General features: G+C 61.9%; 15 protein-coding genes. 3 read left to right on the top strand and 12 right to left on the bottom strand.

Annotation, left to right across the window (positions count from 1 at the left end; genetic code table 11):
• Positions 1 to 2: 2 nt before the first annotated feature.
• From moaD to GC1_RS11175, 11 genes are all read right to left on the bottom strand, one after another.
• Positions 3 to 248: a molybdopterin converting factor subunit 1 gene (gene moaD, locus GC1_RS11225; protein ID WP_019297154.1), complete on the bottom strand. Its 246-nt coding sequence runs from the start codon at positions 246 to 248 to the stop codon at positions 3 to 5.
• Positions 248 to 919 carry a CDP-diacylglycerol--glycerol-3-phosphate 3-phosphatidyltransferase gene (pgsA, locus tag GC1_RS11220; protein ID WP_019297155.1) on the bottom strand — a complete coding sequence of 224 codons (672 nt, stop codon included), beginning with the start codon at positions 917 to 919 and terminating at the stop codon, positions 248 to 250. Before pgsA ends, moaD begins: the two co-directional genes overlap by 1 nt.
• Positions 920 to 1048: 129 nt before the next feature.
• Positions 1049 to 1660: a DUF922 domain-containing protein gene (locus GC1_RS11215; RefSeq protein WP_019297156.1), complete on the bottom strand. Its 612-nt coding sequence runs from the start codon at positions 1658 to 1660 to the stop codon at positions 1049 to 1051.
• Between the two features lie 70 nt (positions 1661 to 1730).
• Positions 1731 to 3623: an excinuclease ABC subunit UvrC gene (uvrC, locus tag GC1_RS11210; protein ID WP_019297157.1), complete on the bottom strand. Its 1893-nt coding sequence runs from the start codon at positions 3621 to 3623 to the stop codon at positions 1731 to 1733.
• Between the two features lie 299 nt (positions 3624 to 3922).
• Entirely contained in the window at positions 3923 to 4699 is a 777-nt protein-coding gene (locus GC1_RS11205; RefSeq protein ID WP_019297158.1) for an SDR family oxidoreductase, read from the bottom strand.
• 33 nt (positions 4700 to 4732) lie between these two features.
• Entirely contained in the window at positions 4733 to 5695 is a 963-nt protein-coding gene (locus GC1_RS11200) for a calcium/sodium antiporter (RefSeq protein WP_019297159.1), read from the bottom strand.
• A complete protein-coding gene (locus GC1_RS22695) occupies positions 5692 to 5895 on the bottom strand; it encodes a hypothetical protein (protein WP_152610542.1) in 204 nt (67 codons plus the stop codon). The genes GC1_RS11200 and GC1_RS22695 overlap by 4 nt, the downstream gene beginning before the upstream one ends.
• Positions 5867 to 6664, bottom strand: a complete 798-nt coding sequence (locus GC1_RS11190; RefSeq protein ID WP_029204905.1) for a S49 family peptidase — start codon at positions 6662 to 6664, stop codon at positions 5867 to 5869. The genes GC1_RS22695 and GC1_RS11190 overlap by 29 nt, the downstream gene beginning before the upstream one ends.
• Before the next feature lie 239 nt (positions 6665 to 6903).
• On the bottom strand, positions 6904 to 7665 hold the full coding sequence (locus GC1_RS11185; RefSeq protein WP_019297162.1) for an ABC transporter permease: 762 nt from the start codon (positions 7663 to 7665) through the stop codon (positions 6904 to 6906).
• Positions 7662 to 8606, bottom strand: coding sequence for an ABC transporter ATP-binding protein (locus GC1_RS11180; protein WP_019297163.1), 945 nt, complete (start codon positions 8604 to 8606; stop codon positions 7662 to 7664). Before GC1_RS11180 ends, GC1_RS11185 begins: the two co-directional genes overlap by 4 nt.
• 111 nt (positions 8607 to 8717) lie before the next feature.
• Entirely contained in the window at positions 8718 to 9239 is a 522-nt protein-coding gene (locus GC1_RS11175) for a CoxG family protein (protein WP_019297164.1), read from the bottom strand.
• 164 nt (positions 9240 to 9403) lie between these two features.
• Between GC1_RS11175 and GC1_RS11170 the strand changes: the two genes are divergently transcribed.
• Entirely contained in the window at positions 9404 to 10078 is a 675-nt protein-coding gene (locus GC1_RS11170; protein ID WP_019297165.1) for an NAD(P)-dependent oxidoreductase, read from the top strand.
• A gap of 162 nt (positions 10079 to 10240) precedes the next feature.
• Here GC1_RS11170 and pobA read toward each other — a convergent pair whose 3' ends face one another.
• Positions 10241 to 11422: a 4-hydroxybenzoate 3-monooxygenase gene (gene pobA / locus GC1_RS11165; RefSeq protein WP_029204906.1), complete on the bottom strand. Its 1182-nt coding sequence runs from the start codon at positions 11420 to 11422 to the stop codon at positions 10241 to 10243.
• Positions 11423 to 11490: 68 nt separating this feature from the next.
• Here pobA and GC1_RS11160 point away from each other — a divergent pair, with 68 nt between their 5' ends.
• Together GC1_RS11160 and GC1_RS11155 are read left to right on the top strand one after the other, a co-directional pair.
• A complete protein-coding gene (locus tag GC1_RS11160) occupies positions 11491 to 12387 on the top strand; it encodes a helix-turn-helix domain-containing protein (RefSeq protein WP_019297167.1) in 897 nt (298 codons plus the stop codon).
• Between the two features lie 47 nt (positions 12388 to 12434).
• A complete protein-coding gene (locus GC1_RS11155) occupies positions 12435 to 13532 on the top strand; it encodes a CaiB/BaiF CoA transferase family protein (protein WP_019297168.1) in 1098 nt (365 codons plus the stop codon).

Here is a 13532-nt window from a genome sequence, read left to right as displayed (position 1 = left end):
GTTCAGCCCCCAGTCATCGGCGGGAAGAAGGCGACCTCGCGCACGCCATCAAGCGGGGCGTCGAATTCCGACAGTTCCTGGTCCAGTGCAACACGCAGCGCAGACAGATCGGCAAAAGCGGCGGCGTAGCGGTCTTCCCGGGCGCGCAGTTCTTCGACCAGGTCCGCCACCGTGGCAGCAGTGGTTTCCACCCGCTCGCGCGGCAAGCCAATGCGCTCGCGCACCCAGGCGAAATACAGGACATCCATCAATGAGCCTCCTTCAAATGCGGCATCGCCTTGCGCAAATAGTCGATCCCGGTGATGGCGGTCAGGGCGGCGGCAATCCACAGCAGCCATAGCCCGATACGGCCAGTCCAGACCATTCCGTCGAATTTCCAGCGCAGGCCCATTTCATCAGAGACCTGGCCGGTCATGATCTGTTCGATCAGCGCCTGATCCATGCCAAACGAGGACATCACCAGATAGTGCTCAAAGATACCCTGCGAGAACAGCGTAGCAATGGCGATCATTTGGGCCGTGGTCTTCCACTTGGCAAGCTTGGTCACCTTCAGCGTGCCGGCCGCTGCACCAAGGTACTCGCGCAGGCCGGACACGAACACCTCGCGGAACAGGATCACAGTGGCGGGCAGCACCAGCCATGGAGTCCAATGTTCAGCGGAATACCCCACCAGGATCATCAGTGCGATGACCACCATTGCCTTGTCAGCGATCGGATCCAGCATCGCGCCCATCTTGGTTTCCTGCTTCCAGGCGCGCGCAAGATAGCCGTCGAACCAGTCGGTCACCGCCGCAGTCACAAACAGCAGCAGGGCAAACCAGTCCGCATAGGGGCGGCTGAAATACAGGAACATCACGGCCAGGCCGGGCGCTGCGACCAGCCGCAGCAGGGTGAGGATATTGGGCAGAGTCCACTTCATGCGGCGCACATTATCCGTCTGTTTCGCAAGTGGAAAGCGGCGTTAGCCAAAATTCAGCGGCAACAGGCACAGAAGCGCAGCGGCGGGTTGAGGTCATCGAGCGAAGTTTGCACTAGGAGCGCGTCCTCTTCACCCCACCGAAGTATCCAGCAGCGCCCCCTTCTTTTCGCCGTGATGGCTGGACCGGTCGAATTTCCGGTGCATCTCGTTCAGACGGTCGCGGTCGTCGAATATGTGAATGTTGATCACCCGCATCAGGTCTTCCTGTGCCATCTTCAGTGCATCCGCTTCAGTATCCGCCAGCCCGGTACCCTTGAGCTTGTTCAATTCCTTGGCAATCTTCTCGCATTCCTTCTTGGCCTTGCTCACATGTTCCGCCTCATGCACCAGGCAGCAAGCATAGAAGCGGTACCATTCGATCAGCGCCCGCGGCGACAACCCGCTGACAGAGCGTTTGGGGCATTTGACCGTTGTGTGCAGGATCAGTTTCAGCGCTGAGACCTTGGCCGTCACCTCGAACCAGCCGGTTTTCTTGTCGATCTTAGGTTTGCCGTCAGCCACATATTTGCCCTTGGCCGTCAGGCATTCCAGTTCCGTGGTGGTCAGAAAGGCCACTTTCTTGTTGTCGTTAGGGTCTTTGGGGCCGCTTTTCTTGATGCTCTTGGCAATGTCCGGCAGCGTTTTTCCGGACACCGAATAGGTGTCATAGACAACGTTTTTCACGGTCAGGGAGACAGGCATAATTCCTCCGGGCAGTTAAGGGCTGCCCTTCAGACTTAGCACGATTGCCTCTCAGCCCAAAATCAGCAGCCTACCCCTGCGCGTGGAAGTGGTCATAGATCCGTTCAGCCAGCGCTTCGGAGATCCCATCCACGGCCTTGAGGTCGGCCAGATTGGCGCGGCTCACGGCCTTGGCGCTGCCGAAATGCGCCAGCAGCGCCCGCTTGCGCGAGGCGCCGACACCAGGGACCTCATCCAATGGCGTGGCACTGACCGCCTTGGCGCGTTTGGCGCGGTGGGTGCCAATCGCAAACCGGTGCGCCTCGTCCCGCATCCGCTGGACGAAATAGAGCACCGGGTCATTGCGCTGCAGGGCAAAGGCGCTTTCACCGGGGCGGTAAAATTCTTCTTTGCCGTGATCGCGATCCACACCTTTGGCGACGCCGACCATGGGGATGTCCTGAACCCCGTGCGCCTCCATAATCTCTGCCACGGCAGAGACCTGCCCGGCGCCGCCGTCGATCAGCAGCAAGTCCGGCCACAAGCCCTTTTCCCGGTCCGGGTCTTCTTTCAGAAGGCGCGAGAAGCGGCGGTTCAGCACTTCCTTCATCATGCCGAAGTCATCGCCCGGCACCAGGTCGTCCCCCCTGATATTGAACTTGCGGTAGGCGTTTTTCATGAAGCCCTCCGGCCCCATCACGATCATGCCGCCCACGGCATTGGTGCCTTGGATGTGGGAGTTGTCGTAGACCTCGATCCGCTGCGGCGGGCCGTTCAGCCCAAAGGCTTCGGCAATCCCGCGCAGCAGTTTGGCTTGCGTCGCGCTTTCGGCCATGCGGCGGGCCAAGCTTTCGCGCGCGTTGCGCACAGCAAAGGTGATCAGCTCGGTCTTTTCGCCGCGCTGGGGCACCAGCAGCTCGACCTTGCGCTCTGCCTTCTCGCTCAGCGCAGCCTCCATCAGGTCAGCGTTTTCGATACCGTCGGACAGGATCAACTGCCGCGGCGGCTCCTTGTTGCTGTAAAACTGGCCGAGGAAGGCTTCCATGATCTCTGCCGGACTGTTGTCCGCATCCACCCGCGGGTAGAAATCCTGGTTGCCCCAGTTCTGGTTGGCGCGGATGAAGAAGACCTGCACGCAGGCCTGGCCGCCATCCATGTGCAGGCCGACCACATCCGCCTCCGCCACCCCGCGCGGGTTGATGCCTTGCGAAGTTTGCACTTGGGTCAGCGCCTTGATCCGGTCGCGCAGCGCGGCGGCGCGCTCGAACTCCATCGCCTCGGATGCAGCCATCATCTGCTCGGCCAGTTCCTCCTGCACCTTGGTGGAGCGGCCGGACAGGAACCGTTCGGCGTCACGCACGCTGGCGGCATAATCCTCCTCGCTGATCAGCCCAGTGCAGGGCGCTGTGCAGCGCTTGATCTGGTACTGCAGGCAGGGCCGCGTGCGGGTCTCGAACATCGAATCCGAGCAGTTGCGCAACAGGAACGCCTTTTGCAGCTGGTTGAGCGTCCGGTTCACCGCGCCTGCGCTGGCGAAGGGGCCGAAATAGCTGCCCTTCTGCTTGCGGGCGCCGCGGTGCTTCTTGATCTGCGGAAAAGCATGATCCTTGGCCACCAGGATATTGGGGAAACTTTTGTCGTCGCGCAGCAGCACGTTGTACTTGGGCTTCAGCTGCTTGATCAGGTTTTGTTCCAGCAGCAACGCCTCGGTTTCCGTCCGGGTGGTCAGAAACATCATCGAGGCAGTCAGAGCGATCATCCGCTCGATCCGCGGACTGTTGCCGGGACGGGTGTAGTTCGACACCCGCGCCTTTAGATTGCGCGCCTTGCCGACATAAAGCACCCGGCTGTCCGCATCCAGCATCCGGTAGACGCCGGGCGATGCGTCCAGAGTTTTCACATAATCCTGAATCACGGCATAGCCGGTGCGGACAGGCGAATCCGGGGCAGTTTCGGAAGGCTGGTCAGTCATGCGCCAAGACATATGATTCCCCGGCGATGGCTGCAATGTTTGCGTGCCAGGATCAAGAGCGGGGAAATCCACGGAAGCTGTGGATAACTGCGGAGATATCTTTGGGCTATCCCGCCTTTTCTCTTATTTCAGAGCGGTTTTGGACAAATGCCTAAATTTTAGGCGCCCTGTTAAAGTGCTGATTTAACGCAAAATTTTTCACGCTGCCTGTCAAGGTTTTGAAAAGAAAGGCACTTTTGTAACGCTTCCGTGACGATAGGTGAGCCGGTGCAAAACTTGCAGCGAAAGGGACGGTTTTCCCGGCGTTTGCGTCACTCAAGACCGTCGCTGTCCGGGGTCTGCCAGCCCAGGTGCTGACCGCCGTCGACGCAGATCATCTGGCCCGTCACGGCCTTTGCCTGCAGCAAATAGCTAAGAGCCGCGGTAACATCCCCCGCATCCGCGCCGCGCTGCAAAATAGTGGCCTTACGCTGGCGGTCGAATTGCTCCGCGCTCTGCCGCGGCCCTTGCAGGGTCGGGCCTGGACCGATGGCGTTGACGCGGATCCGCGGAGCCAGCGCCTGCGCCGCCGTCTGCGTCAGCGTCCACAGCGCTGATTTGGCCAGGGTGTAGCTCATGAATTCAGGTGTCAGCTTGCGCACCCGCTGGTCGATCATATTGACTGCCAGGCCCCAGGCTCGCGGCTCGCCGGCAGCATCCAAGTCAACCGGAACGTCCTGCGCCGCCATCGCTTGCAGCAGCACAAACGGCGCCCGCAAATTGCTGTCCAAATGCCGGTCCCAGCTGCCGCGGGTGGCCGTGGCCAGTGTGTCATGCTCGAACACGGAGGCATTGTTGATCAGGCAGGTAACCGGACCGCCCAGCGCGTCCGCTGCCCGCGGCAGCAGCGCCTGGGCTTGGTCCTCTTCCAGCAGGTCCGCCTGCAACGCGACCGCCTGGCAGCCCTTTGCACGGATATGATTGACCGTATCCTGAGCCTCATCAGCTGAAGAGGCATAGTGGATAGCGACATCGTATCCTTGCGCCGCAAGCTCCAAAGCCATGGCACGCCCCAGCCGCCTGCCCGCTCCGGTCACCAATGCCCGCATCTGTGCCTCCCTGCTGAAAATGCAGAGAAACAGTTAAAACAGGACGGCCATATAAGCCAGATAAAGCGCAGTCAGAATTACACCCCAAATCCGGGTGATGTCCTGTTTGAAAAAGACAAAGGGGATCAGCAGCAGCGAGGCCCCCAGCATCACCCAAAGATCGAACTGCAGGAACTCCGGATCCACGCTGATCGGGCCAACAAAGGTGGCGATGCCTATGATAGCCAGCAGGTTGAACATGTTGGAGCCGATCACATTACCCAGCGCCACATCCGCCTGGCGGCGCAGCGCCGCCATCACAGTGGTGGCCAGCTCCGGAAGCGAGGTGCCGACCGCCACCAGCGTCAGGCCGATGACCGTTTCGCTGATGCCGTAGGTGCGCGCAATGATGCTGGCATTGTCCACCAGCAAGTCCGCGCCCAGCGGCAGGCCGATCAGTCCCAGCAGCAGGTAGATACAGACACGCCAATAGGGCATGTCAGGGTCGGCTTCCTCGATCTCTTCCAGATCCGCATCAGCGGCGCAGCCATTGCCTTTGCCGTTACGGCGGTGGTTGCGCGCCTCGCGGAAGGCGATACCCAGCACCACGGACAGCGCGGCCAGCAGGATCAGGCCGGACCAGATGGTGAAAGTGCCGCAAAAGGCCAGGCCGATGAACAGCACCGACGCGCCGAGCATGAAGATATAGTTCTTGCGTGTGCTGCATTCGCTGGTGTGCAATGCACGCATGAGGGCCGGTATGCCCAGCACCAGCAGGATATTGGCAGTGTTGGAGCCCACCACATTGCCCATTGCGATGCCGTCAGCACCCTCATGCACGGCACTGATGGCGATCAGCAGCTCCGGTGCCGAAGTGCCGAAGGCGACGATGGTCAGGCTGACAATCAGCGCAGGAACCCCCAGCCGCAGGCTGAGGTTCACCGCACCACGCACCAGCGCGTCTCCCGCCAGCAGCAGGATGACCAAACCAAGCGCCGAATACAGCCATGGCATCATTTGCCACGATCCCCCTTCTTACAGGCGCACGGCCCCTTGCCGATCTTGAAGCGGCCGCAGGACGGGCAGCGCCTGGAATTTATTTGCTTCTGGCCGGGAAACCGCAGCTTGCCGAACATCGCCAGCACAGCCATCACCACCAGAAAGATTGCAACGATCTTGAACAGCACGTCAGAGACCGAAACGCGCGTATTCGGCACGCTCCTCGATCCCGGCCAGCGCATCCTGCGCGACCTGCATGCCAAAGCGGCTCAGCAGCGGTTTCTTCAGGCCATAGCGGCGGAAGCGGACCTTCTCGCCAAACCGTTCCTGCATTTTGGGCTTCAAGTGGCCGATGCCGTCGATCAGCCCCAGTTCCTCGGCCCGGCGCGCCAGCCAGATTTCGCCGGTGAACAGGCTCTCTTCGCTGTGCAGCTTGGAGCCGCGGCGCTCGGTGACGTGGTCGATAAAATTGGCGTGGATGTCGTTCAGGATCACCTTGAGGCGCTTCACATCCTCAGGGTTTTCCGGGCGGAACGGGTCCAGCATCGATTTGCTCTCACCCGCGGTATAAACCCGCCGCTCCACCCCTTGGCGGGCCAGCAGCACATGCGCCCCAAATCCAGCAGAGATAACCCCGACTGAACCCAGAACGGAACTAGCGTCGGCCCAGATTTCATCCGCGGCCGCCGCCAGCCAATAGCCGCCAGAGGCGGCAACATCTTCGACAAAGGCATAGACCGGCACTTCCAGCTCTTCCGACAGCCGCCGGATGCGGGCGCCGATCAGCGAGCTTTGCACCGGCGAGCCTCCGGGCGAATTAATCTCCAGCGCCACGGCGGCGGGCTTGCCCTTGCGGAAGGCACGCTCCAATACCGGGGCCAGTGCTGCATCGCTCAGGGAGCCGCGCCCGGGCATTCCGATAGCGCCATTGAGGCGAACCACTGCCACCAGCGGCTGTCTTTTCAGGAAAGGCAGGTGAAATCTCATGGCGCCGATGTAGAGGGCCGCCCGGGGTGAAACAAGGTGCGCGGTCTTGGGAATTGGCGTGAAATGCAAAAACCGCACAGTCGCGGGCATAATTGCAACGCTGGTTTGCGCACGGCAAATAGCACGGCTGCTTGCCAGCCACTAAGGTCAGCGGCTTGCAGCTGTTGCCTCCCGCGGAGCCAGCACCGTGCTAACGCTCGGAACTGGCTACAGGCGCAACATCGTGCATCAGCGCCGGGTCACGCGCGGATGCGCCAGCCCGTTTTGAAGATCCACCAGATCACGCCCACGCAAGCGAGAGTAAACCCTCCAATGGCACAAAGGCTCAGCAGCACAGGCACATCCGCCTGGCCGAAAAAGGCCCAGCGGAAGCCGGAGACCAGGTAGACTACAGGGTTGAACAAGGTGATCGTCTGCCAGACCGGCGGCAGCATAGAGATCGAGTAGAATGACCCGCCCAGGAACACCAGCGGTGTCACCACCAGGAGCGGCACCAGCTGCAGCTGTTCGAAATTCCCGGCCCAGATTCCAATAATGAACCCCATCAGTGAGAAGCTGAGGCAGGTCAGCACCAGAAACGCCACCATCGCCAGCGGATGCTGGACCGAAAGATCCACAAACAGCGAGGCCGTGCAGAGGATCACCGTGCCGATAAACAGCGACTTAGTCGCCGCCGCGCCGACAAACCCCGCAACCACTTCCAGGAAGTTGATCGGCGCCGACAGGATCTCATAGATATTGCCGATGAATTTCGGGAAGTAGATCCCGAAAGATGCGTTGGAGATGCTCTGCGTGATCACCGACAGCATCACCAGCCCCGGCACGATGAAGGCGCCGTATTCGACCCCGTCAACCTCCTGGATGCGGCTGCCGATGGCGCTGCCGAACACCACGAAATAGAGCGAGGTGGACAGAACAGGCGAAATAAAGCTTTGCAGAAAAGTGCGCCAGAACCGCGCCATTTCCGCCTTGTAGATGGTGGCTACTGCTGTCCAGTTCATGCTGCATCCTCCGACGCCGCGCCAGCCGAAACCAGGCCGACAAAGATATCTTCCAGACTGGATTCGCGGGTCTGCACATCCGCCAGCACCAGCCCTGCCTCCGCCACGTCGTTCAAAAGCGTGGTGATACCGGTGCGCTCCGCCCGGGTGTCATAGGTATAAAGCAAGGCATCACCGCCGTTGACGATCTGCAGATTGTGCTGCGCCAGCGCCGCGGGGATAACCTCGACCGGTGCAGTCAGCTGCACCTCCAGCTGTTTCTGCCCCATTCGGGCCATCAACTGCTCCTTTTCCTCGACCAGCAGCAGCTCGCCGCCGGTGATCACACCGACCCGGTCGGCAATCGCTTCGGCTTCCTCGATGTAGTGGGTGGTCAGGATGATGGTGACCCCGTCCGCCTTCAGTTCCCAGACGATCTCCCACATGTCCTTGCGCAGCTCGACGTCAACGCCCGCGGTCGGCTCATCCAGGAACAGGATGCGCGGCTCATGCGCCAGCGCCTTGGCAATCAGCACCCGCCGCTTCATGCCCCCCGACAGGTCCATGATCCGGCTGTCCCGCTTCTCCCACAGCGACAGTTTGCGCAAGACCTCCTCCACCAGCGCAGGATCGGCAGGCTTGCCGAACAGGCCTCGGGAAAACGTGACAGTATCCAGAACCTTGGTGAAGGGCTCCAGCGTGATCTCCTGCGGCACCAGACCGATCAGGGCACGCGCCTGCCGGAACTGGCCGACATTGTCGAACCCGCCCACACTGACAACCCCGGAGGTCGCGGTGGTAATGCCGCAAATAGTTGAAATCAGCGTGGTCTTGCCCGCACCATTGGGGCCGAGCAGGGCAAGAATTTCACCCTCTTCAATTTCCAGAGAAACGCCTTTCAGCGCCTGGAAACCGCCATCGTATGTTTTGCGCAGATCGCGGATAGACAGGATCGCCGCCATGGTGCCTCCGGGATGGTCTCAAATCCCGGCCACCCTAGCGGCGGTTTGCCGCGCCTGCCAGCCCTGCCCGCAGGATCACGCCGCAGAATGAACTGTGCGCCAGTGCAGGGGTTAGCCGCGGCCTGTCACCTTGCTGAACCAGCCCTTCTTTTCCTCACCCTCTTCCGGTGCATCGCCATCCTGGTTTTCATCTTCCGGCGCCAGATGCGCCTGAAGATTGGCAAAGAACTGATCCGCCATCTTTTTGGCAAAGCCGTCAATGATCCGGCTGCCCAGCTGCGCCAGCTTGCCGCCGACCTTAGCTTCAACGTCATAAGACAACAGCGTGCCGGTTTCAGACGGCGCCAAAGTCACGACAGCACCGCCCTTGGCAAATCCAGCCGCGCCGCCTTTGCCTTCGCCGGAGATGGTCAGTTTTTCGTTTTCAATCAGATCCGACAGCGTGACCTGTCCCTTGAAAGTGGCTTTGACCGGCCCGACCTTCTGGGTGACCGTGGCCTCAAAGCCGTCTTCCGGCGTGCCGGTCACCTCCTGCGCACCGGGCACGCAGGCCTGCAGCACCTCCGGCGTCAGCAGCGCTGTATAGACAGTTGCCGGATCGGCGGCGATCTCTTTCTGGTCACTCATCTGCATAGGCTGGGCCTCCCTGGCGCTCCGTTGCGGTTCCCTTCAGACCTAGCCGCCCTGCCCCGCCCTGCCAAGCCCGCGGCGGCCATAAGCACCCAGCCGGGCAGTTTTATCTTGACGTCAAGATTTATGGCTATATATCTCGACATCAAGACAACCAGGAGAGCGTCATGAAAATCATTCTTTTCGGTGCCACCGGCGACGTAGGCAGCGCAGCCTTGAAAGCGGCAGTATCCCGTGGCCACCACGTGACCGCAGTGGCGCGCCAGCCGCAGGCGCTGGCCGCCATCAGCCCGAATGTCACACCGTTTGCATTGGATCTGCTGAAAGACCCTGACGCTGCGGCCGCAGCTGCCAAGGGGCATGACCTGGTGATCAGCGCCCTGCGCCCGTCTGCAGGACGCGAGGCAGATCTGGTACCGTTGACCCGCACCGCACTGGCTGCTGCACGGCAGGCAGGCATCCCCGCACTGGTGACCGGCGGCGCCGCGACGCTGAAGCTGGCAGATGGCAGCGGCCATACGGTGCTGACTGCACCGGGTTTCCTGCCCGATGGCGTCCGCCCAATCGCCGAGGCCTGCGCCGCACAGGACGCCCTGCTGGACGCAGAGACCGAAGCGCAATGGACCTGCCTCCGCCCGCCCGCGATGCTGGCAGAAGGGCCGCAGACCGGCAGCTACCGCTTTGGAACTGACACGCTGGTCACGGATGCTGAGGGCAACTCGCAAATCTCCTTTGCAGATTTCGGCGCAGCGTTGCTGGATCTAGCTGAGGCTCCGCGCGGAAGCAGCCGGAAGCTGACGGTCGCCTGGGGCGCTCCCGCCCCTGCCCTGGCGGCCGGCTGACGCCGGACCTTGAGCCGCGTTGGGCCAGGCAGCGCGCAAGGCGCACTGCCGCGCCGCGCTTCTGCGCGGCGCCAGACCCAAGGCTTGGCCGGGCATCTTCGATGCACTGACAAGGCACGGGAGCCCCTGCTTTCGAGTAATAAAGCGAGTCCTCCACAGCAGTCAGTAAGGAAGCCCCACATAGTTCTCAGCCAGCGAGACCTGTGCTGCTTCTGAGGAAAACAGGTAATCCAGTTCCGCCCTTTGCAGCCTCAGGTCGGTCTCCGACCCCTCCGGCGCCCTGTGCAGCAGGTTGGTCATCCACCAGCTGAACCGCTCCGCCTTCCAAACCCGCGCCAGCGCCTTTTCCGAATAGGCGTCCAGCCCGGTACTGTCACCCTTCAGGTAGTGATCCAGGAAACCGTGGTAGAGATAGTGGATGTCTGACGCCGCCAGGTTCAGCCCCTTGGCACCGGTAGGCGGCACGATATGGGCCGCGTCGCCTGCCAGGAGGAGATTGCCATAGCGCATCGGCTCGGCCACAAAGCTGCGCAGCGGCGCGATTGATTTCTCGATCGACAGGCCGGTCTGCAGGCCCGCCGCCACGTCCGCGGGCAGCCGCCGCTTCAACTCCTCCCAGAACGCCGCATCGCTCCAATCCTCCACGCGGTCGGTCAGCGGCACCTGGATGTAATAGCGGCTCAGCACCCGGCTGCGCAGCGAGCACAGGGCAAAACCGCGCTCATGCCGTGCATAAATCAGCTCTTCGGCCACTGGCGGTGTCTCTGACAGTACCCCCAGCCAGCCAAAGGGGTAGACCTTCTCATATTCCTTCAGCACCTCAGACGGGATCGACTTGCGGCTGACCCCGTGGAACCCGTCGGCGCCAACGATGAAATCGCATTCGGCCCGCTGCGCCTCTCCATTCTGCTCCCAAGTCACAAAGGGGCGCGCTTCGGTCAGGGCCTGCGGCTGCACATTCTGCGCCTCGTGAATGACCGTGCCGCCCATTGCGTCCCGCGCTTCATACAGGTCACGGGTCACTTCAGTCTGGCCGTAGACCACCACCGTGTCGCCGCCGGTGCGGCCTGCCAGGTCGATGCGGTCCAACTGTCCCTGATGGGCGATGAGAAAACCTTCGTGGATCTCCCCCTCGCGGTCCATGCGGGCGCCGCAGCCCGCCTCGCGCATGAGGTTGACGAAACCATGCTCCAGCACCCCTGCCCGGATGCGGCCCAGCACATGCTCCCGGGTATGCTTTTCCAGCACGATCGAGCCGATCCCCTTGCAGTGCAAGAGCTGCGACAGCAGCAGCCCCGAAGGCCCGCCGCCAATGATGACAACCTGCGTCTGATGCGTGGACATGCGCATTCCCCTGTTTGCTTTCTGCATTCGTGCACCAAAGATTATGCGATGGCCGCCCAGGCTTGCGAATGGACCAAGCGCGTCATTTCCTGTACATTTCGAACATGACGCCCAAACCTCGGATAGATAGCTACAACTTGTTCGGCGAAACAGCCGAACTGGCCGATGTGCTGCATATTGAGACGATCCGAGCCCGTTCTGAGCTGCACGACTGGGAATTGCGGCCGCACCGTCACGCGCGGCTGCATCAGCTTTTGCTTCTGAGCGAAGGCGGCGGCAGGGCTGAAATTGACGGAATCAGCCATTCCCTTGCCCCGCCTTGCCTGGTCAATGTGCCCCGCGGCGTGGTGCATGGCTTCAGTTTTGGCCCCTGCACCTCAGGCTGGGTCATGACCCTCGCTTCTGAGTTCCTGGATCAGAACCTGTTTCCAAGTGAGGGGCTACGCGCGCGGCTGGACCTGCCCGCTGTGCTGCCGCTGCCTGCCGGATTGCAAAACCTTGCAGAGCAGCTCTACCGTGAATACGGCTGCCGGGACTTTGGCCACGCCCAGATGCTGCGCGGGCTGGCGCTTTCACTCACCGCTGCGGCGGCGCGCGCCATTGCCGACGATCAGGATGCAGCGTCACATTCGCTGGCCAGCCCCTTATTTGCACGCTTTGAGGCACTGGTGGAGCGCGATTTCCGCCAGCGCCGCACGCTTGCGGATTATGCCGGCGAACTGGCCGTTTCCGCCACCCATCTCAATCGCATTGCCCATCAGGCAACCGGGCAGTCCGCCTCTGCGCTGATCAAGGCCCGCGTTCTGCGCGAGGCACGGCGGCTGCTGATCTACACAAACCTGACCGCCGCTCAGATCGCTTATGAGCTGGGCTTCAACGATCCCGCCCATTTCAGCCGGGTCTTTGCCAATGGTACCGGAATGCCGCCACGGAAATTCCGCCAGCAGCTTGCCCGAAACGCCTGAGCCGCCGCAGACTGGCCGGAACCGAACACCGCAAACAGGGGCACCATATGCTGCAAGGGATCCGCATTCTGGAAGTTGAAGGGCTGGGTCCTGGCCCTTTTGCCGCGATGACACTGGCGGACCTCGGGGCGGAGGTTATCTGCGTGCACCGGCCGTACACCGCCCGTACACCGGCCCGTGCACCGGGAATGCCTGAAACCTCGCTGCTGGACCGCGGCAAGCGGTCGGTAATGCTGGACCTGAAGGACCCGGACGGAGCCAAAACATTCCTGAAACTTGCCAAAAACGCACATGGCCTGATCGAGGGTTTCCGTCCTGGCGTGATGGAGCGGCTGGGGCTCGGGCCGGCAGAGTGCCATGCAGTGAACCCAGGCCTGGTCTATGGCCGGATGACGGGCTGGGGCCAGGACAGCCCGCAGGCCCATGCAGCGGGACATGACCTCAATTACATCTCGCTGTCCGGCGCGCTGTGGTACGCCTCGAACCCCGGCGATGCGCCGCTGACACCTGCCACGCTGGTGGGGGATATCGGCGGCGGCGCGATGTATCTGGTGGCGGGCATGCTGGCAGGTCTTCTCAAGGCTAAATCCACCGGCGAGGGCTGCGTGGTGGATGCCGCGATCTATGACGGGTCAGCCCATATGATGAACCTGCTGATGAGCATCCGCCAGGCCGGGAACTTTGGCGTCACACGTGGAGCAAACCTGCTAGACGGGCCGCATTGGTGCCGCACCTATGCCTGTGCCGATGGCGGCTATGTTTCCGTGCAATGCCTGGAGCCGAAGTTCTATACGCTGTTTCTGGAGAAGCTGGGGCTGTCGAAGGATCCCGAGTTCCAGCAGCAGTTCAACAAGGCGCTTTGGCCCACGCTGACCGGCCGCCTGGCCGGAATCTTTGCCAGCCAGCCGCGCGATCACTGGGCGGCGCTGTTCGAGGGATCAGATGCCTGTGTGGCCCCGGTGCTGAACCCGGAGGAGGCAATGGCGCATCCAATGAATGCGCGCGGCACCTGGGTGGAGGCAGACGGTGTGCTGCAAGCCGCCCCTGCCCCGCGGTTTTCCAGCCAGCCGGAATGGACACCGCCGGAGATCCCCCGGCGCGGCCAGCACACGGAGGAAATCCTGGCAGAACTGGCCCGGAAGTAG

The sequence above is a fragment of the Leisingera sp. ANG1 genome, assembly GCF_000203975.2.
Classification (GTDB): Bacteria; Pseudomonadota; Alphaproteobacteria; order Rhodobacterales; family Rhodobacteraceae; genus Leisingera.
The sequence above is the reverse complement of the archived record's forward strand: the minus strand, read 5'-3'. Positions and strand labels throughout refer to the sequence as shown.